The sequence below is a fragment of the Bradyrhizobium sp. USDA 3650 genome (assembly GCF_054057395.1).
Genome location: NZ_JBSRZG010000001.1, coordinates 3,066,600 through 3,086,064, shown reverse-complemented (window position 1 = coordinate 3,086,064; position 19,465 = coordinate 3,066,600). Strand labels below are relative to the sequence as shown.

General features: G+C 58.6%; 11 protein-coding genes and 7 pseudogenes. 9 read left to right on the top strand and 9 right to left on the bottom strand.

Annotated features, from left to right (window positions below):
• Positions 1 to 204: 204 nt before the first annotated feature.
• Positions 205 to 1,047 (top strand): annotated as a pseudogene (gene panC, locus ACVIN2_RS14335) (pantoate--beta-alanine ligase).
• A gap of 1,655 nt (positions 1,048 to 2,702) precedes the next feature.
• Positions 2,703 to 2,837 (top strand): annotated as a pseudogene (locus ACVIN2_RS14330) (S-(hydroxymethyl)glutathione synthase); the annotation flags it as partial.
• Positions 2,838 to 3,257: 420 nt separating this feature from the next.
• Here ACVIN2_RS14330 and ACVIN2_RS14325 read toward each other — a convergent pair.
• From ACVIN2_RS14325 to ACVIN2_RS14305, 5 genes and pseudogenes are all read right to left on the bottom strand, one after another.
• A pseudogene (locus tag ACVIN2_RS14325) lies at positions 3,258 to 3,667 on the bottom strand (malonyl-CoA synthase); the annotation flags it as partial.
• A 177-nt stretch (positions 3,668 to 3,844) separates the two neighbouring features.
• A complete protein-coding gene (gene tnpC, locus ACVIN2_RS14320; RefSeq protein WP_456766067.1) occupies positions 3,845 to 5,497 on the bottom strand; it encodes an IS66 family transposase in 1,653 nt (550 codons plus the stop codon).
• A gap of 45 nt (positions 5,498 to 5,542) precedes the next feature.
• On the bottom strand, positions 5,543 to 5,890 hold the full coding sequence (gene tnpB, locus ACVIN2_RS14315) for an IS66 family insertion sequence element accessory protein TnpB (protein WP_231188510.1): 348 nt from the start codon (positions 5,888 to 5,890) through the stop codon (positions 5,543 to 5,545).
• Positions 5,887 to 6,288 (bottom strand): IS66-like element accessory protein TnpA, encoded by a 402-nt coding sequence (gene tnpA, locus ACVIN2_RS14310; RefSeq protein WP_456766066.1) that lies wholly within the window; start codon positions 6,286 to 6,288, stop codon positions 5,887 to 5,889. Before tnpA ends, tnpB begins: the two co-directional genes overlap by 4 nt.
• A gap of 79 nt (positions 6,289 to 6,367) precedes the next feature.
• Positions 6,368 to 6,887, bottom strand: a pseudogene (locus ACVIN2_RS14305) (AMP-binding protein); the annotation flags it as partial.
• A gap of 1,253 nt (positions 6,888 to 8,140) precedes the next feature.
• Between ACVIN2_RS14305 and ACVIN2_RS14300 the strand changes: the two are divergent.
• The 4 genes from ACVIN2_RS14300 (at position 8,141) to ACVIN2_RS14285 (ending at position 11,152) form a co-directional block, all read left to right on the top strand.
• Positions 8,141 to 8,443: a hypothetical protein gene (locus ACVIN2_RS14300; RefSeq protein ID WP_456766065.1), complete on the top strand. Its 303-nt coding sequence runs from the start codon at positions 8,141 to 8,143 to the stop codon at positions 8,441 to 8,443.
• The gene (locus ACVIN2_RS14295) at positions 8,373 to 8,783 is read left to right on the top strand and encodes a hypothetical protein (protein ID WP_456766064.1); all 411 of its coding nucleotides are present in this window, start codon (positions 8,373 to 8,375) and stop codon (positions 8,781 to 8,783) included. The genes ACVIN2_RS14300 and ACVIN2_RS14295 overlap by 71 nt, the downstream gene beginning before the upstream one ends.
• A gap of 193 nt (positions 8,784 to 8,976) precedes the next feature.
• Entirely contained in the window at positions 8,977 to 10,260 is a 1,284-nt protein-coding gene (gene ccrA / locus ACVIN2_RS14290; protein ID WP_456766063.1) for a crotonyl-CoA carboxylase/reductase, read from the top strand.
• A gap of 769 nt (positions 10,261 to 11,029) precedes the next feature.
• Positions 11,030 to 11,152 carry a hypothetical protein gene (locus ACVIN2_RS14285; RefSeq protein WP_456766062.1) on the top strand — a complete coding sequence of 41 codons (123 nt, stop codon included), beginning with the start codon at positions 11,030 to 11,032 and terminating at the stop codon, positions 11,150 to 11,152.
• A gap of 284 nt (positions 11,153 to 11,436) precedes the next feature.
• Here ACVIN2_RS14285 and ACVIN2_RS14280 read toward each other — a convergent pair.
• Positions 11,437 to 11,863 (bottom strand): annotated as a pseudogene (locus ACVIN2_RS14280) (chitooligosaccharide synthase NodC); the annotation flags it as partial.
• 29 nt (positions 11,864 to 11,892) lie between these two features.
• Positions 11,893 to 12,083: pseudogene (locus ACVIN2_RS14275) on the bottom strand (Asd/ArgC dimerization domain-containing protein); the annotation flags it as partial.
• Positions 12,084 to 12,508: 425 nt separating this feature from the next.
• Here ACVIN2_RS14275 and ACVIN2_RS14270 point away from each other — a divergent pair.
• Both ACVIN2_RS14270 and ACVIN2_RS14265 read left to right on the top strand, forming a co-directional pair.
• Positions 12,509 to 13,383, top strand: a pseudogene (locus ACVIN2_RS14270) (IS21 family transposase); the annotation flags it as partial.
• 104 nt (positions 13,384 to 13,487) lie between these two features.
• Positions 13,488 to 13,775 carry a hypothetical protein gene (locus ACVIN2_RS14265; protein WP_456766061.1) on the top strand — a complete coding sequence of 96 codons (288 nt, stop codon included), beginning with the start codon at positions 13,488 to 13,490 and terminating at the stop codon, positions 13,773 to 13,775.
• Between the two features lie 702 nt (positions 13,776 to 14,477).
• Here ACVIN2_RS14265 and ACVIN2_RS14260 read toward each other — a convergent pair.
• On the bottom strand, positions 14,478 to 15,656 hold the full coding sequence (locus tag ACVIN2_RS14260) for a hypothetical protein (protein WP_456766060.1): 1,179 nt from the start codon (positions 15,654 to 15,656) through the stop codon (positions 14,478 to 14,480).
• Between the two features lie 380 nt (positions 15,657 to 16,036).
• Positions 16,037 to 16,828, bottom strand: coding sequence for a class I SAM-dependent methyltransferase (locus tag ACVIN2_RS14255; RefSeq protein WP_456766059.1), 792 nt, complete (start codon positions 16,826 to 16,828; stop codon positions 16,037 to 16,039).
• A 1,259-nt stretch (positions 16,829 to 18,087) separates the two neighbouring features.
• Here ACVIN2_RS14255 and ACVIN2_RS14250 point away from each other — a divergent pair.
• The gene (locus ACVIN2_RS14250; protein ID WP_456766058.1) at positions 18,088 to 19,407 is read left to right on the top strand and encodes an MATE family efflux transporter; all 1,320 of its coding nucleotides are present in this window, start codon (positions 18,088 to 18,090) and stop codon (positions 19,405 to 19,407) included.
• Positions 19,408 to 19,465 lie beyond the last annotated feature (58 nt).

Here is a 19,465-nt window from a genome sequence, read left to right as displayed (position 1 = left end):
CGGCCCGCAGAACCGTCGATCGCGTTTGCGCGCAGGGGCGGTCAAGGCCGGCCCTCGCGCTTGCCTTGCGGGTGGCTCCGACGTTGCCAGGCCGCCCTGACCGCACCGAGCACGGCGCGAGGATGACGCGGGTCGGACTACGCCTGCATCGTCGGTCCTTGTCAGCTCGGTCCCTTCCGGTTCAAACCTCACGTAGACTTCGACATGCAAACAGTCACGACTTTGGTTGAGCTTCGTCACGTCCTCGCGCGGGATCGCGGTGACAAACGCGTCGGTTTCGTGCCGACCATGGGCTATCTGCATGATGGCCATCTAGCGCTGTTGAAGGCGAGTCAGTCGCAATGCGATGTCACGATCACGAGTATTTTTGTCAACCCGACGCAGTTCGGAGCAAACGAGGATCTTAGTACCTATCCGCGTGACTTTCTGCGCGATAAAAAGCTGTGTCTGGAAGCCGGTGTTGCGATCGTCTTTGTGCCGGACGTCCAGGAAGTTTATGCTACTCACTTTGAGACCTTTGTCGAACCGGGCGAGCTCGCAAAGCCATCTGCGGAGCGTTCAGGCCTGGGCACTTTCGCGGCGTCGCAACTGTCGTCTGCAAGCTCTTCAATATGGTGCAGCCGGATGTTGCGTTCTTCGGACAGAAGGATTTTCAGCAGTGTGCTATCGTGCGTCGCATGGCGGTTGATCTCAACCTTCCGGTCCAGATCGTCACCGTACCAACGGTGCGGGAAATTGATGGGCTCGCAATGAGCAGTCGGAACCGGTATCTGAACGCGGAGGAGCATCGGCGCTCTTTGTATCAGCCGCGGCCTGTTCGCCGAAGAAGAACGGTTTCGCTCAGGAGAACGGGACGTGGGAAAGCTGATTGCGGCCGCCCAGAAGTTCTTAGATTCAGTCGATCGCTTGCAGTATCTTGAGCTTGTCGACGCTGATACACTTAAGCCCGCCGGGGCCCCTCTATGGCGCCCCGCTGCTCTTTGTGTCGCTGCTTACGTTGGCTCAACGCGGCTTATCGACAACGTAATCCTGACGCCACCAATTTGATCACACGGATTAAAGAAGGCCCATAACGGGCTTAGGCGCTATCGAACTCGCCTAAATCGAGAAGTGGTCAATCGGTCACATAAAGACGTGAAGTGTGGTTAAAGAGGAATGTTCTGAACGACCCAATCCAACAACGAACCGAAGCGGGATCTGCTAATCTAGATCATTCAGCATCGCTTAGCCTCGAAACTAGACTTCTGAGATTGGCGTCGGATCCAGCGATCCAGCCGCTCTCCACCCGAAGCAACGGCGAAAGGTGTCGGCTCAATCGAGAGCTTCCGATGCAAGTTGCGTCCCACTTGCGTCCCACCAAGTCCTGCTCGATCCGCTAAATAGCAGGTTGTGTATTGGCCGTCACACGGCCTGATTGCCTGATTGTCCCTCGCCTCAGGTCGGCAGTCTGATCAGGCCATCATTCGATGAACGTCGAACGCATCTCAGGCACAAGTCGCTGCGCGATAGACTTGAGAATTTCCGAGCTCCAAAAACCGCCGACGTGACGGATCGGATGCTGCTCGTGTGACCGTGCCGTAGTGTGGACGTAACCTCACGATCTCGTGAGTGTGATCGGTCTCCCTCAGCCATTCTCAACGAAAATTTTCTGTTGACAAAACGTCATGAAGTGACAAAATGTCAATCGGTGTGGAAGAACGCGTGGTCTTACCGCCACAAGTGGCCGCTCCGCTCGCCGTCACGGTAAAGCCTCAACCACCCGCGCGAGCGTCGTTGTGGCGGAGGATAGAGGGCGGCGAAGTTTTGGCAGCCCTATTGCCTTGCAAGTCCCTTGTTCACGTGTCTGCCAGCGAAACACGCCCGCGTACGCGGAGCTGTGTCAATGGGGCGTAATTCAGAGCCGAACTCTTGCGCTCGGTATACGTGCGTGCTGCGAGAACCGGCATGGCCGACGTCGCGTGCAGCGTTGTGTCGCGGAGAAGAAACTGCGGGGGTCATCCACGTAATGCCCATAGGAGGCGAGAATGAGCAGCAGCTTCCATGCTTCACGCCACAGCTCAGTGAAGTGCTGTGCGATATGCGGTGGAAAGTTCGGGTTGATCCGCTACTACTGGTGGCGAACGGCCCTGTGCTCCAAGAAATGCGTCGACCGCTTCAACGCGCGCCGGGAGGTCGACTACAAATGGCTTCGCTGGTTGCGAGCAGCTTGATACCTAGCACCTAGTACCAAACACCCTCTGAGGGAAGGTGCAGAAAATCATGCACAAACTTCTTTTCGAGTGTGCAGTAGCGCCTCTTGGTAATGCTGGGTTAGGCGGCAAGAAGCCGCACAAGCATACGCCAGGTCGCGCCGCAGAAGGTGGAGCTGTAATAGGCGCAATTCCGACGGCAGATGCGGCCTTCATGAGCTCGGAAGGACCAGGACGGTTTTGATCGAGCACAGATGGTCCGCCGTGGGTCGAGAGCGGCGCGACACTTCATACTGTAACTTAGCCGAAGGCCGAGACTCGAAAAGGGCCGCGCTATGAAATTCATACTCGTGAACCATAGAACCCCTCGCGGAGACAGTGCCTGCACGGAATATTGTCGGTCCTTAGGTTCAGGTTACGTGCGAGATGTGGCAACACAGAAAGAATATTGCGACTACGATTGCTATCGACGTGATCATCTATTTGATAGCGTCTTTCCTTACCTTTCGACGCACGGGCGTGAAGCCGGAGCAGATGGGCGGAATACGGGCTCGGTTCCAGGAGCTTGGACTTGAGCCTTATGACTGCCTGTCGCCGGCGCTGATGGACGCGGTTGCGAGTCACGTCGCAAAGAACAAGGCAACCTGAACAGGACATTCTAGCACGAGGGGGCTGCACCAAAAATAGGTGCGGGTTTCGAAGCAAGTCTCCGATTGACGATATCCCTTTTTCGCGATTTGAAGGTGTCGCCTCGCTCGACCATCCCCGAGCGAGGCCTTTTTTTATCCCTTGCGGGCCAAGCGATCACATAGGACGCCTTGCTCGTCCTCCTTCCTTAGGAGTTGGCCGTTTGATTGGAAACGAGGTTTGGATGAAAATCCCTATAATGTAGACGTCATTGGCGATCTCCTCTTCGTCGCGGCCAAGCGCGTAGCCAAGGACGATTTTCGAACTGAAGCCGCGTAGTGGGCGTGGGGGATCGGTCAGCCGGCCCCACGCGCTTGCACCCCCGTGTTTCAGTTCGATGCGAAGCGCCCGGGTCAACTTGATATTTAACAAGCTTGGCATCAGGCGGCCCTCGAGCGCCTTCAGCGGCGAGGCTTCGCTGATCTCGGTGCTCTTGTTGCAGACCAGCTCCGCGGTGACGCCCTCGCCGAGATGGGCGTGCGGCACGCCGATCACGGCGGACTCGATCACGCCCGGCATGGCGTCGATCTCGCTTTCGATTTCCTTCGGATAGACGTTGAAGCCGCCGGAGATGACAAGATCCATGCCGCGACCGAGGATGTTGACGTAGCCCTCGCCGTCGATCTTTCCGAGATCGCCGGTGATGAAGAAACGGTCGTCATGAACTTCGGCTTTGGTCTTCTCCGGAATGCGCCAATATCCCTTCAACACGTTCGGGCCCTTGACCTCGTCATACCGATCTCCTCGCGCGGCAATTCCTTGCCGGTCTCGGGATCGGTGGCGCGCACTGAGCTGTGCGTACGGTAGATCGGCAGCGTCTGGATCAGCACATCCTTGTCGGTAAAGCGCCAGAAGCCAACAGGCTCAGCGAGTTCCCCGCCAGATTGTCGGTACGCATACGACGAAGGCCGCCTGATTGACGCATGCGCGCGAGCGCGACGAGCTCTATGAAGGGCGTTGCGTGAAGATCAGGCAGCCTGCTGATCGGCGGGAGTGTCGCCTTGGCGGAGGAGCTTCCATTCCCAGGGCAGCAGTTCGTGCAGACGCGATACGGGAAGATCGGCGATACGGGCGACGATATCGGCGAGCCAGGCCTTGGGATCGACATCGTTGAGACGACAGGTGGTGATCATCGTCAGCATGATGGCGGCGCGGTCGGCACCGCGCAGGCTGCCGGCGAAGGTCCAATTGCGCCTTCCCAGGGCGATGCCTCTCAATGCGCGCTCAGCACAATTGTTGGTCAAGCAGATCCTGCCATCATCGAGAAAGCGGGCGAAGTCGTCCCAGCGCCTGAGCATGTAATTCATGGGCTTCAGGACCTCGGAGGAGCGCGAGAGGGGTTCGCGCTCGAGGAGCAGCCAGGCATGCATGTCCTCGAGAAGCGGCTTGCTCTTTTCCTGGCGCACGGCGCACCGCTCGTCGGCGCCGCGGCCGTTGATGGCGCGCTCGATCTCGAACAAAGCGTCGAGGCGTCTGACCGCCTCCAACGCGATCGGCGAGACCGGTTTGCCCCTGTGGCCTTCCCGGGCGTTCTTCTCGATGTCGGCCAGCTCGAAGAAGCCCCGCCGCGCATGGGCGAAGCAAAACGCCGGCGTAGCCGGCAGCACCTTCTTCTGCGGATCGAACAACGGCTCGAAGCCGTTGTAGCAATCAGCTTGCAGGATACCGGCGAAGGCGGCCAGATGCTTCTGTGGATGCTCGCCTCGACGGTCGCTCGAGGCGTAATAGACCGCCGCCGGTGGCGCTGGCCCGGCGAAGGGCCGGTCATCCCGCACATATGTCCAGATCCGACCGGTCTTGCACTTGCCCTTCGCCAGGATGCGGATGGTGGTGTCGTCGCCATGCAGGCGCTCGGCAGCAAGCACATGGCGTTCGATCAAGTGGAAGAGCGGCATGACGGCGAAGGTCCCGTGGCCGACCTGGTCGGCCAGCGTCGACAATGGCAGGTCGATCCCCTCGGCCTTAAAGCGCGCACTCTGGCGATTGAGCGGGATGTGCATGCCGAACTTGTCGAACAGAATCGTCGCCAGCAATTGTGGGCCGATGAAGCCGCGCGGCGTCGCGTGGAACGGCGCCGGCGGCTGGCTGATCTTCTCGCAATCGCGGCAGGTGAACTTCTCGCGCACTGTCTCGATGACCTTGAAGCGGCGCGGGATCTCCTCCAGCGTCTTGGTCACATCCTCGCCGATCTTCGCGAGCCGCGATCCGCCGCAGCAGGCGCAGCTCGTCGGAGCCTCGATAACGATGCGCTCGTGTTCGATGTCGTCCGGCCAGGGCTTGCGTACCGGCCGCTTGCGCGTGAAGGCGCGCACGCTCTGGGTCTTCGCCGCCGCGGCCTGAGCCGCAAGCTCATCCTCGCTCGCCGTGGTGGCGAGTTCTTCGAGTTCCAATTCCAATTGTTCGATCAGACGCGCCGTGCGCTCGGAGCGCTGCCCGTACAGTTCGCGCTTGAGCTTCTCGATCCGCAGCTCGAGATGCGCGATCAGCGCCGCGTTGTCCGACAACTCCGCCCGCGCACTGGCAGCCACCGCCTCGGCGAGCAGCCGCGCCTCACGCTCGGCCTGCAGCGCCGCCAGGGCACTCACAAGGTCCGATGGAAGTTCGTCCGGCTTCGATATCATGAAGCCATTGAATCAGATCAAGCAGCAGATTCAAACCCAAAACGGCTATCCGATCCGCGTCGGACGCTGGGCTTCTTGCGGGTTGCGCCAATCGATTCCGGACAACAGGTAGCTCATCTGCGCCGGAGAGATCGTCACTGCTTCGCCCGCAACCGAAGGCCAGATGAACCGCCCTCTCTCCAGCCTTTTAGTGAACAGGCATGCTCCCTGGCCATCGTGCCAGATCACCTTCACAAGATCGCTTCGGCGACCGCGGAAGACAAACAGATGACCGCTGAGCGGGTCCTTGCGCAGCACCTCCTGCACCTGGAGTGCCAGCGTTGGAAAGCCTCGGCGCATGTCCGTGTAGCCTGTCGCAAGCCACACGCGCGCGCCCGTCGGAACCGGGATCATCGGCGTACCAAAGCATCGAGAACGCGACGCAGGGCGTCTCCATCAACGTCGCCATCGACCCGGATGCGGTGCCCGCTACCAAGGTCGATCTCGATGATGCCATGGCTCTTCCGTCGACGCGCCGCCGTCGTCGTCAGCGGCGCTTCGGCCACCTCCCGCGGCGGCACAGACGGCCCAATCTCGACCGGCACGAACGGCGCTATACTCGCTTCAGCGTGCTTGCAAAGCTCTTTGCGCCACCTGAACAGCTGGCTTACATGAAGGCCAGCCATGCGAGCCACCTCGGAAACGCAGGTTCCGGGCTCGAGCGATGCTGCAACAAGCCGTTCCTTCTCATCCTGCGACCACCGGCGCCGCCGCTCGACCGATGTGATCACCTCCGCCCTCGAAATCGTCATAGCGCTTCTCCTAGGATTACCCCTAGGACCTGCAGCGTTCGCGTCCGTCAAACAAGGCGGCCCTCAACGCAGGAATACGATTGTCGTGGGTCAGCATCGCGTCCTTGGAACGGCCGGTGGTGCCGGATGTGTAGAGGATGGCGGCGAGATCGTCGCCTGCTCCCAAGACGGTGGTGAAGTCGGCGCTTGCTTGGCGGCGGCTTCGGTCAACGAACCCTTGCCGTCAGGACCGAGCGTCTCAACTCTGGCTTCCACCTTGGCGGCGATCGGGGCGAGGCCGTCGGCCTTGGAGGGATCGCAGACCACCAGCGAAGGTTCGGCGTCGCCGATGAAGTAGTCGAGCTCATTGAGCGTATAGGCGGTGTTGAGCGGCAGGTAGACCGGGGCGCGCCCGGTCGCCAAGTACAGCACAATATTGGTGACGGATTTTTCCAGCTGCACCGCGACGCGGTCGCCCGGTTTTACGCCGCGGGCAACCAGCACATTCGCCATTTGCGCGGCACGCGCGATCAGATCGCCATAGCTGATGTGAGCCCCGTCATGGGTAGCTACCGCGAGCCGCTTGGGTCGTCGAGACTGTCGAACAGGCGGGAAAACAGGCTGGCGTTGGCTGGTTAGTTCAATCCAAAACTCCTCGGTGACAAAGGCCGGGTAAAATCAAGGCCGAATTGGCGAATAACCCCTGTGAAGCCGCAGAGGCGTCCGTGACAAAAGGCAGGAAACGCACGTGGCTTGGGTCACGACCGATATGACAGCGGAATGTGCTTCAACTTACGAGGATACCGGCAATCCTAATCTTGCTGTTTTAGCAAGAATCGCCAGCTAGGGCACGTTGACCGCTGGCATAGCGGTCGTCGGGCGCGGCACGAAACCCTGCTGGTGGCGGCCGCCTGCCACCCAAATCATTGCAAAGACCACAAAGAGGATTATGGATCGACGCATCCTACAAATGTACTTCCAAGAACAGTGCCTCACGATGAGCTGGCTCAGAACGCTGTAGACACCGCCTGGCACGCAAACCCGTCGCGCCAGATCAGATGCCTACGTTGCCGCTGCACACCCTGAAGAACTAGACAAAGCACGGCGGCGGGAGCAGTGTCCCTTAGGCGTGCGGTAGGAATGCTTTTTCCCGCAAACGAAGCGGGAATTTTGCGCCCTCTGCTAAGCCGACCAAAGCAGTCGCCGCTTCTTCTCCTTCGAGAGGCGACCTGTTTCACGAGAAATTCCGATCGTCGCCATGCCGTCTTCGGAAGCTTCACGTCCTTGATCGCCTGGAACGGACCTTGCGAGGTCGAATTTTGATGGACATCTGGTGGCCGGTGATGCCAAGCAGCAGCATTGTTAAATTGGGGCGGTTGTAAAAAAGGCCGCAGCTCTCGGTGGGTCATGCCGCATACTCATCGCGGTCGCAGGCGATAGCGCTAGCTAGTGCACTCCAATGTCGGTCTCGCGTTGTTTCACGATCTCGCTGAGTGCTTCAACGGAAAGAGCATCAAGACTCGGCGATTCGAGCCCCACTCAATGTGACTGACATAGCCGTCTCTCTCAGGTAACGAAGACTCTTTGTCAAATCTGCTTGCACATAGGCGCTCATAGCTCAGGCGCGCAATTTCGGCGTCGTTCCTGAGCTTCATGCAGAAATGCAGCGCCTCTTGCGCCTTTAGAAAATGTGTAGAGCTCGCATAGGCGCAAATTGCTTTGCGCAGAACTGGACGAGTTTACCGCGCTTTGACGAATCTGATTTGATTTTTCGTCCATCGGAGGGCCGCTTGCGGCCTCGTCGTTGTAGGAAGAACATAGTGGGGTGGGGGCGTCCGGGGTTATCTCGTCAAAGCCAAAGCGTGCGGGTGTTTTGGCTCTTAGATTCCGCGCAAATATCATTTTCGGTTTTGCCGGGGTCCCTGTCATCTCTGCCGTCAGCATGGGGTTCGGCTATCGCGGCTTTGAACGCGTATCGGCCGGTGTCGCTTCCTACCGCGCCAGCGTTTCTGAGGCTGACCTCGCCCGCAACATCGATCGCGAGCTGCTCACTTACCGCGCGGCCGCACGCCATTTCATTGTCACCGTGCAGGCGCTGAAGCCACTTGATCACGAAAGCCACACCGAAGAAGAAAGCCCTCGTTCAGCTCACTGCCGGAACGGGCTTCCGCAATGAGAACTGCATTGCCGCGCGCGGTCTTCTCGATCTCTTGGCCGGGACCAACAGGCTCGATGCGGATTTCGGCAAAATCGACTGCGTGCAGTGGCGCGACGTGGGCTGGCTTGCAGACGATCTTGTGATCGGGTGCTCGGCTTCCACCGGCAAGCGCGCCGCCGGCATTTCGATCAAAAGTGATCGGCAAGTGACGAGAGCGGGCTTTTCCCCGGACTTCGTTGCCACCACTTGGGCGCAATGGTTCGGGAAGGAGGAGCCTCTACCGAGAGTCCGCTGCCCTCGTGTGAAATTGTTTCCTTTTCAAAGAAACACACGTGTGCATTTCTGGATGCTCTGCTAGCTCCTCTGAGAACGGTACGTTGCTCCTGCGCAGCGGACTATCAATTTTCGAACGCGTGTTCAATCTCCCGGGCCCCAGATGGCACACTCCTTGCTGAGTTGTGGCGAGGAGCTGTGGTCAGGCCAGATGGTCTGGGGCAGGACCGATCGGTGTTGTGCGAGACCAACGACCATAATCGCCAGGGAGCGTCACCATGTCAGCCATTGCTCACGAACTGTCACCACCAGCATCCTGTCGGAAGCAACTCTACGAAATCGGTGAGATTCCGCCGCTTGGACACGTCCCCGACCGCATGTACGCGTGGGCCATACGCCGCGAGCGCCACGGGCCGCCGGAAGCCTCAATTCTCGTTGAGGTCGTGCCTACCTGGCCGATTGCCGATCATGAGGTACTCGTGTTCGTGGCGGCCGCCGGCGTCAACTACAACGGAATCTGGGCGGGGTTGGGCAGGCCAATCTCACCGTTCGACATGCACAGATCCCATTTTCACATTGCCGGGTCAGATGCGGCCGGGGTTGTGTGGGCGGTAGGAGCAAAGGTGCGGCGTTGGAAGGTCGGTGACGAGATCATCGTTCACTGCAATCAGGACGACGGCGATGACGAGGATTGCAATGGAGGCGAACCGCTCCTCTCGCAGTCCCAGCGGATCTGGGGATATGACACCCCGGACGGGTCGTTCGCACAGTTCTGCCGTGTGCAATCACGACAGTTGATGCCAAAACCCGAGCACCTGACCTGGGAGGAGGCAGCCTGCTACACGCTAACCCTCGCAACGGCCTACCGGATGCTGTTTGGGCATGTGCCCCATGTCCTCAAGGCAGGCGACGACGTGCTAGTATGGGGCGCGTCGGGCGGACTGGGAGTGTTCGGGGTGCAACTCGCAGTCGCATCCGGTGCTAACGCGATTGGCATAATTTCCGAAGCGAGTAAAGCCGAATACGTTCTGGCACTCGGCGCCAAGGGTGTCATTAACCGTAAAGAATTCAACTGCTGGGGCACCATGCCCACGGTAGATTCGCCCCAATATAAAACCTGGATACAAGAGGTTCGGCGGTTTGGTAGAGCAATCTGGGATGTCACCGGAAAGCGCGACGTGGATATCGTGTTCGAGCATCCAGGTGAGCAGACATTCCCAGTCTCAACCATCGTCGTTAAGCGCGGTGGCATGGTTGTGTTCTGCGGCGGCACCACAGGACTCAACATTGCATTCGACGCCCGGTACGTCTGGATGCGCCAGAAACGAATCCAAGGATCGCATTTTGCCAATCTCAAACAGGCCAGTGCGGCGAACCGGCTTGTAGTCGATCGTCGCATCGACCCCTGCATGAGCGAGGTCTTCCCGTGGGAGGAAATCGCCCGAGCGCACACAAGGATGTGGAAGAACCAGCACAAGCCGGGAAATATGGCCGTCTTGATCAACGCGCCGCGTGCCGGCCTACGAAATTTTAAGGATATCCTCAACGTGGCCGGTGCTTGATACGCAGCCCCGTCGCGTGGCTCTGGGCTCAGATTCGTGAATCCGAAGACATAGCGTGAGATTCGCAGTTATCCATTTCGCTGTGGAAGCGGCCCACGGTCGAGCTGTGGTAGTACTTGGGACGGCTGCCTGAGGCACTCGCCCTTGTGGTGCATGACAGTGGGCTGGCGCGGAGTTCTGTTCAAGCTTGGCTCAGTTGACCTACCGCAAGCGCCGCAAACGCGCTGTTCCTAAAATTTACCTGGAGCAGTGTACGATCGGCGTGCATCGTTTGTCTTGTCTGTGGACGCCTACGAAGTCGCGTGGGTGTACCGGTGTTATGGCGCGTTGATCAGGGATCCTTTTGCCTATTTTGTATAGCTTGATCGCGACGGAGCTCGGATCGTTGCCCGGTCGTCCCCAAGAAGTCAGAACGAGAACGCAATCCGAGCAGCTTGCTTGATCGGACTTTTGTAGTTTGAGGGCCCGATTCTGCTGATTTGGCCTCCGGCCGAACTGGTTGTCTGGAGGGTTGTTATTTGCTGTCCGACTGCACCGATGTCGCGGCGGCGATGTTGGCGAGCTCTTGAGCCCGCTGCTGCCTGCTTGTGTGATCATTCATCGAGTTCGGCGATGTCGCTACAACGGAGAAGGGATACAACCGCGTCGCCAGCTCGACTGCGGTCGGCAGTTCCGAAGGTAATGCAAGCAGATGGCCCCTAAGTGCGACAGATCAACAGCTCGCCGAGCCATCAGACGGAGCCAAAGTTCGTGCCGGATATTGAGCATCATGACTGTTTTTCACGGGCCGATTGGCCCCTTCGGCGACGCCTCGCAGTTCATCGACGTACTCCGGGATAGCTTCTCGATGGAGGAAAGCCAACATTCCGATCCGGTTCGTACGGCCTTCTGATCGCTGCCGTACGCACACAAAATCGCTTCAAATAGAATTCCGCACTTTCTGCGATTTCCGATCGCATTATCTCCCCGTGTTGCCTTCCACGCTCTCGAGGCGCTCCGGCGAAGGTAATGAACTTCAAAGTCAACAATCGACTCCCAAGTCTAGTGAATTTAAGAGCACCCGCTGCTTTCTTTGAGTCGCTGAGCGGCTTGTGCGCACACCTTCCTCGCTGGGACAACCGACTTAACGGACGAGTGCGCCTATCGGGTCGCGTGTCTCAAGTTCCAACTGCACAAAATGCCCAGCTGTGCGAGAGCGGCAAGCGATGAGATGGCGAGGAGTAGAGGTCCGAGGTTCTGTCCGACCACGTTGAGCTTGGGGTACCGATCGAGGCCGGGCAGCAGATGCAGGCCGAGCAGCGTGTCGCGGTATGTGCTCCGCGCCCAGCGAAGCTGTTGCCGCAGATACGGCAAAAGCGTTTCCGAGACCACTGATGGCGCCAATGGCCACCAGAACGTACTCGGTTCGAAATCCTGCTTTGAGCAAAGGATCGTCGGATGGCGGTCCTCACCGGAGTCGCTCGGCTTTCCTTGAAAGAACTGTGTCTCGTACTGGTCCAGCAGCAAGAGGGCGTAGAAAGACGGTACATGGCACACGGCCCGCAGCAGCACATGACGGCACCAAACGCGTCTGCGCCGCGCGCTCCTCATTGCAAGCCAACCACTACTCCTTGTTCATGGTGCATGTATGCGCTGCACGGTCGGTGCAATATGCATGATGGCAGGGACCCGGTCCTCGCTGATCGGCTTCTCGCATTCGAATGTGGTGGCCTCGCAATGGGCGCGCAGCACCGGCACGCGAACGCAGGTGGCGCCGATCGCGATGTTCTCGTCCTCGAAGATCTTGCGGGTTTCCTGAATGACCTTGGCTCTTCGTCGTTGTAGCGGTTTGCCAATCTCCTGAACCAGTGGCCGCGATTGCTGAACTTAGCAAAGCAGGCCTGCGACAGCTGCTTCGCGAGTGACGCTCAAGAGCGCTACTGTAGCTGCATGCCTCTTGCACGCCAGGCTCGTCATCCTCTTGGAAGTAAGATCTTAAATCGCTACAACACGCGACGGCAGTCGGGAAGCGAAACTGGAAGTTCGGGCCGGCGGAGATAGGGGTGCCGCGTCCGGCCCATCTGCAGAACTGCGCGTCAGACCTCTCGCAAGTAGTCGTTGATAGACTGGCTTTGGGTCTACTACGATAGTTCATAGCTGACGACCCAAGAGCGTAGGCGACGCCGTCCAAATTTCGCATCCTGCCTAGGAGTGAGGCGCGTGCGCCGGGATGCTTCGCTGCGGCGCGGCAATCAGGATGGAAGTGCGTGGCGAGAGCTTCGTTGCCCTGGCCGAAGGGCTGCAGAATGCCCTCTGGTCGCTCGGTGGGGCACCGCGGGAGCATCGGGCCGACAGCCTGTCGGCCGCCTTCTGCAATCTCGACTGCAATGGGAGGGACGATCTGACCCGGCGGTTCGAGGACCTCTGCGCCCGCTACGGCATGCGGCCTTCCCGCAACAATGGCGGCATCGCCCACGCGAACGGGGCGATCGAGAGCTCCATGGCCATCTCAAGCGGACGATCGCCGATGCGCTGCTGTTGCGCGGCACTGCCGACTTCGATGATCTCGCCGCTTATAGCGGCTTCATCGACGAGATCGTCAGCCGCCGCAATGCCCGAACACCAAGCGCATCGACCACGAGCGCGCCACGCTGCAGGGGTTGCCAGATCGCCGCACCTCGGACTAGGAGGAGGTGATTGTCCGCGTGACGTCAAGCGGCGGCTTCACCTTGCGCAAGGTGTTCTACACCGCGCCGTCGCGTTTGATCTGGCACCAACTGCGGGTGCGCCTTTACGACGCTCGTCTCGACGTGTTCGTCGGCGGCACCCATCTCGTCACCCTGCCGCGTGGGCGGCCGCATTCCATTGGCAAGCACGAACCAGGTCGTCGATCGGCGCGTGATCCATTCCTTGCGGCGCAAGCCAATGGCGCTGCTCAATCTCGTCTACCGTGATCAGCTGTTCCCACGCGATGCCTACCGCCGAACCTTCGATCGCCTGCGCGAACGGCTGCCGGACAAGAAAGCCTGCCGGCTCATGGTCGATCTGCTCGCTCTGCCTCACGAGCGCGGTTGCGAGGCCGAACTCGACGATCAGCTCGCGACCGAGCTTGATGCCGGCCGACTGCCCGACCTCAACCGGCTGGCCTCCCCTCGCTTCGGTGTGGTCGCGCGATGATAGCGTGTGGCACCGCAGCTTCCCTCATGTCTGGCCCAAAAGCAATTGTCCTCTGGTTTCCGAGAGAGCGCGTGGCGCTCGTCAACGGCTATATGATCATGCTGGATGCACTGCGCGCCGCGACGGCAACTGCACCAGCCGAGGCGTTGCTTAACTGGATAGGCTGGCGCCGTCCATTTGAGGTGCTTGCCGCATCCAGTGCCACCACAGCCGCTGTGATCTATCGTTTAGTTCCAGAGCGAGACGCAGCTATGAAGACCGTCTATACGGATGGCGGTTCTGGACAATTGCGCCGATGTCTTCAACATGTATCCGATCCGCATGGGCCCTGCAGTCCTTGTGGGCAGCGGCTTGGCTGAGCGATGTGGAAGATCGAACATCGGCGCGTTGCTGCTCGGTGCGGTCGTCGACTGACTGCGCCGGCATGGCAAGAACATTGAAGCGTGCTCGCGATCATAGCTGCCGTGTTCATTGCAGCCGAACTCGCGCTGATCTTGCATCCACCTTACCTGTCGCTAGCGTCATGAATCAGTGTGGCGGCGGTTGGCTCGAATATCGCCTTCAGCTACGGGATCATCGGAGATTACTTTCCGACCGAATTGATCGCCCGCGCAAACGGCGTGCTCAACGTTCTGCATTTCGGGTGGGCTTTCCTGGTCCAGTACGGGAGGGGGTTAATTCTCGAGCAATGGCCGGCAAAGGACGACACTACCCCGGCGCTCCAGCAGAGCCGCGGCAAAGACGCGCAGCTCGGCTGGATCCCTCGCTTAGGTCGCCTCGGATATCGCGTGTTTGCGAGCCAGCCAGGTCGGCCGTCTTTGCGCCGGCCTCTTACTCCTTCAACACAGCGACAATCTGCTCTTCCGTAAACCTTGCTCGCTTCATCTTTCCGGCCTTCTTCAGGCCGGACTCTAACTCATTTTTGAGGAAATACGCAGTGGCAGGTAACAAAGCCTCCGCGCCAGCTCCCGTCGCTTCCACCGCACCCCACCGAGCAGATCCAAAAGCCGGGGCGAACTCAGGACTAGGTAACACTTGGATACAGGGTTAAACGCGGTCGATCACATTCTAATAACGTCAGCGACCGGCCGATAGAGCAACCCTTTCTTTTGTGCGGACAGGGCGTGAGTCAGGTGGCCAGCGCAGCAACAGACGCCGTTTCGCAGATTTTCATCTTCCGTTATCGCCTGAAAGAATCCGACATTGGCGATATGACGAATGTACTCGAACGTTCGCTCCGAGAGTAGCCGGGTCGCGGTATTTGCCACTAGCGAAGGAATATGATCGCAATTGTAATGCACGATGTCCTCCTCTCGATACGAGTAGTTGAGCAATGAGGAGGACGTGCAGGTTTCAATCAGGTCTCGATCGCAGGCGGTACAGTCGCAGACAATGCTACTCTGCTGCATCGTTCGAATCATGCTGCGGTCGATCAGGTATTCCAGTTTCTCCTTTGGAAGGTATGGACGACGCACCGCACAATTGAGGACGATGTCGGTCTCCGGCAGTACGGCCGCAATCATCTCCTGCGTACGCGAAGGACACTCGTGGTCCATCATGAGTGTCTTTGTGCCGGTTTTCCCAATGTAGTCAATTCGTTCAGTGCCGAAGCGGACGTTGGCTTTACGATTGAAATCGTCGCCGCTCCGAGACACAACGACGGTCAACGGAATCCCAAGATCGGACAAGCATTTGAACGCGGACAAACCGATGTTTCCAGCGCCAATAATGAGTGCGCGCCCGCCGGGAAGAAAGTCCTCATTCCGAGGGCAAAATACGCCCTTTTCCTGGGAGCACAACTCCAATGCCTTTTGGGCGAACAGATAACCTGTAAGTCGGCTCATTGGCTCGAGCAGTGGATATCGGTCAGCTCTTCCCACCCACTCATAGGCGATCCCTTGGAAACCTCGGCTAACGAGTTCGGATATGTCCTGAGCGGGAAAGTTCTCATCGAAATGCAAGTACGTGAAGAGGATGTGATGCGGAGCATAGTCAGCATATTCCGAGCGCAGTGGAGCTTTCACCTTGAGCAAGAGCCGGGCTCGGGCAAGGACCTCGCCCTTGCTCACCATTTCGGCTCCATTGGCTTGATAATCCTCGTCGCGGAATCCAGCCGCTTCGCCAGCTCCGAGCTCAACATAGATCTTGTGGTCAAGCCTTGAAAGAGCGTTCGCCTGGATCGGCTGGAGCGCAACACGGCGTTCGTCCTGTTTGACTTCCTTCAATATGCCGATGTCCATGCAAAGTCTCCTTGGTCCTTCTTGAGGCCGCGATCTGGTCTGCCGCAGTGACAGTCCTTCTCAAAACTTAAGGGCGGGGCCCTTTTCGAGCTTGTTCGTTGTTTTGTTACCGGCGGCCTTACCTATCAAGTGACCGCTTGAGCGCTGCGCCAAACGGATCTGTCCTGAATTCGCCCAGAAAACAAAACCACCAGAAAGCGAGGTGCGGCGGATACCGAGTAGTGGCTGTCGACAAGTTGTCGCTGGACTGCCAAATCAGCGTTCGCAGGAGCCGATGTGATGGCGGCCAGTCTTCGAAAGAGCCGGGTACGCGAGGCCGCGTGCCCGGGTCTCTGGGCGAAGCCGAATAGCTGTGCTACTCGAGCATGCTCGAAGTACGCCTAGGATCTATATCCAAGCCAAGTCGTGACGTGACCTCGTTCCACAAAGGAGCCAGATGGCGAAAGCGACAATAGCAAGCGACGAATACGTGTCGTAAACTCGTCTCGCCGATGTCCGAGGGTACCTGGCGCAGCAAGGGACGTTGAGTAGAGGTAGCCAAGAAGATCATCAATACTCCAACTGTGCTCGTAGTAGTGACGAAGCTCCGTCACCTCAGAGAAATCGGAAGCTCGGAGGACTTCGGGATAAGTCATCGTCGGTACACGCCGAACGGCTCCGGGACCCGCCGGAAAACTTCCTCCCCAGAACTCTTTGATATCGCTCAACATGGCGTTGTACCATTCGCCAGGTTCCGAGCGATCCCGCTCACGGTACATGACCGCCACGCAGCCATTCGGCCTAAGCATTTGGACGAGCTTTGCCAGCACCGCCTCCTTATCCATCCAGAGAAAGGAGCCCGCCAGTGTTGCGATATCAAACGACGAGGTTGGTCCGGCCAGGTCTTCAGATCTCGACACTAAAAAGTCGATGTTTTTGATGCCTTCGGCTTTGGCGACCCGCCTCCCTTCCTGGACCATTTCCTCACTGGGGTCTACGAACAATACGTCCCCGATCGAGCGCGCCAATGGGATAGCGATCTGTCCCGTGCCGGCACCAAGATCGAGTGCACGACTGCTCTTAGAGAGGCGGCAAAGGCGAACCAATGATCGAAATAGGTCGTCTGGATAGGAAAGCCCGTACCTAGCGTAGTATGGCGCCGCACCACGATAGATTTCACTCACTACGATCATCCACTGTCTCCGTAATCGAATGTGGCTACAGGATTGCTCAACGGGAGCATTCTAGAAAAGCGGCTACGACCCGCAGCGGCTAGAGATGCGGATTGTAAGTCCACCGCTTCATAGAGCTCCGTTGGCAAGGACCATGCCAATTAAGCGAGCCATCTATCAGGGTATTCCGGAGCGAGCTTGTCGTGAGCCACACGGAATGTCGCAAGTACGACAGTGGACACTAGAGATGCCTCGGGATCTCGCGGAGCTTAGGTGTGCTCTTGCCAAGAGTCGTGCATCCAGTGAAAAGAAGGTGCGCAGCCCGAATGGGATCCTTGAATACCCGCGACGCCGAGAAGATCGAGAAGCGAGCATAAGACATTTGATAGAAGGAAGTGCGCGCGGCGTCTACGCGACCGTCTCTAGCCAGATAGGTCGGCCGGCTAATCGAGTGGACGACGTAGCATCGTTTTGTTTCGTAATTCGTTCTATTTCGAGAAGCGGAAGATGCACGGCCCTACCAACCCCAATGCGCACTGAAGCGAACGGTCTGGCTCATTCCGAACATCTTGAAAGCCACCGAAACAATCCAGGTTCACTGGAACGAGAGCAGGAACTATAGTCATCTCAACTTGTCATCGCGACGATAGAGGAATGTGAGCCAAGCCAAATGCAATAGCTTGCGTCTCGTCAACTACAAACGTTAGGAGTTGATCTAAGAGAAAGCGATGTGCCAATTCATCGGCTGAGATTGGGGCGGCCAAACGCCGCCTCTAGGATTTTTTCGGCATGCAACGCCAGCCACAATCGCTCTCCCGACAGGCCGCCATCGCTACGTGCTCGCGTTTTGGTTTTGTTGCGATGCTCGGCTACGCCGGGAGCGGGCCTCGCACTCTGGCGATGCCGATCTGGCCCTGTGATATGCCCCCAAAATTGCCGTGTCTTCTTCCGCGCTTAGCATGCGCGAAGAGACGCCGCAAAGTGCCAGTCCGTATCCTCGTTACTAGGCAATCAACAGCCAGGCTCAGGGCTCGCCAGCGACTTGCAGCTGCATCCAGGCCGCGAGTCCGCGCGCTGGCGCAACATAAGTGCGAGGTCGGACGAGAACCGGCTCGGGGCACACGAGTTCGTTTGTCTGCTGACGCAAGGGCAGCATGATTTCCATAGACAAAATAGCCGAAAAAAGCCAGGTCACAGCTACACGGCACCGAGTGAGAACACGAGCTGCCTGCCAGCAATTCGTCGTCGAGCTTTGCGAAACCACTAAACTCGCATCCCCAATGGCCCTGATGCAGCTTGGACAAGTCGCGATGATGGCGACCAATGTTGCTTTGATCGGTCGCATCGGCGTGGAGGCACTCGCCGCGGCAGCGCTCGGGGGCACCATCTATTTCGTGGGCGTCTACTTCGGCACGGGACTGTTGGCGCCGGTCGCCGCCTTTGCAGCAAGGGCGTTTGCTGAGGACAATCTGGGTGTGGTACGGCGCGCACTGCGCATGGGGCTATGGGCGGCGCTGATCGTCTCGGTGCCGATCATCGGGCTTCTCCTGACAGGTGAGCAGATGTTGCTCGTTCTTGACCAAGCGCCGGGCGCGGCCAGGCTCGCACAAGAATATCTCTTCGGACTCGGATGGGGCGCACTACCAGCTCTGTGGTTTGCGGCTATCCGCAGTTTCATGGTTGCCGTCAAGCGTCCCAAGCCCGTTTTATGGATCACGGTGGCAGCCGTTCCTGTCAATGCAATGTTGGTCTACGTCTTGATCTGGGGCGAGTGCGGCCTGCCGACCCTGGGGCTGTTCGGAGCGGGTTTGGGTACAGCGCTAGTGAACTGCGCGACCTTCCTGACTTCTTTGTGGTACGTCACAATGGGTGGCCCTTTCCGTGACTATCGAGTGCTTGCTCGGCTCTGGCGCCCCGACTGGACCATGATGCGGCAGCTGATATTGATCGGAACACCGGTCTCAATCGCATTTCTGACCGAGTACGGAGTCGTCTCTGCCGCGGCGCTTATGATGGGCGTGATCGGCACGACGGCGGTTGCGGCTCACCAGATTACGTTCCAGGTAGCCACGATCCTGATCAGAATTCCTTTTGGCATCGGTATTGCGGCTTCCGTACGCGTCGGTCATGCTCTCGGACGCAAAGACGGTCCTGGGATTCAGAGGGCAGGCTTGGCCGCGATGTTCCTGGGTGTGGTAATCGCGGCGGTGCTCACCATTGGGGTGATCACTGCGCGTTCTCAAATTGCTGAGTTGTTTTTGGGCGAAACGGTCGATGACGCGAACGCGACGACCGGACTCGCTGCACACCTGCTTTTGATCGGATCAAGCTCCTTTATCCCGGCTGCAATGTACAGCGTTGCGGCGGGCAGCTTGCGTGGGCTGAAGGACACGCGCGTGCCGCTTCTGTTCGCCCTAATCGGCTACTGGTTCGTCGGCTGTTGCAGCTCCTACATACTTGGTTTGAAGATCGGCCTTGGGGCGAGTGGTGTCTGGATGGGCTTATCAATTGGGACGGCCGTGTACGCCGCGCTCCTTATCATTCGATTCCAGCTGTTGGTAAGCAGGATCACTCGTCAGAGCGTATGTTTTACCGTGTAGTCGCCGGGGACGTAGCCCTGCTCGTCGAGCTAGAACGCTGGTGTGCGGTGACCGGACA

Coding starts and splice junctions, on each gene's coding strand:
- ACVIN2_RS14285 (WP_456766062.1), top strand. CDS start 11,030: ATGACTGTTTTTCACGGGCCGATTGGCCCCTTCGGCGACGCCTCGCAG.
- ACVIN2_RS14260 (WP_456766060.1), bottom strand. CDS start 15,656: ATGGACATCGGCATATTGAAGGAAGTCAAACAGGACGAACGCCGTGTT.
- tnpC (WP_456766067.1), bottom strand. CDS start 5,497: ATGATATCGAAGCCGGACGAACTTCCATCGGACCTTGTGAGTGCCCTG.
- ccrA (WP_456766063.1), top strand. CDS start 8,977: ATGTCAGCCATTGCTCACGAACTGTCACCACCAGCATCCTGTCGGAAG.
- tnpA (WP_456766066.1), bottom strand. CDS start 6,288: ATGACGATTTCGAGGGCGGAGGTGATCACATCGGTCGAGCGGCGGCGC.
- ACVIN2_RS14255 (WP_456766059.1), bottom strand. CDS start 16,828: ATGATCGTAGTGAGTGAAATCTATCGTGGTGCGGCGCCATACTACGCT.
- tnpB (WP_231188510.1), bottom strand. CDS start 5,890: ATGATCCCGGTTCCGACGGGCGCGCGCGTGTGGCTTGCGACAGGCTAC.
- ACVIN2_RS14250 (WP_456766058.1), top strand. CDS start 18,088: ATGGCCCTGATGCAGCTTGGACAAGTCGCGATGATGGCGACCAATGTT.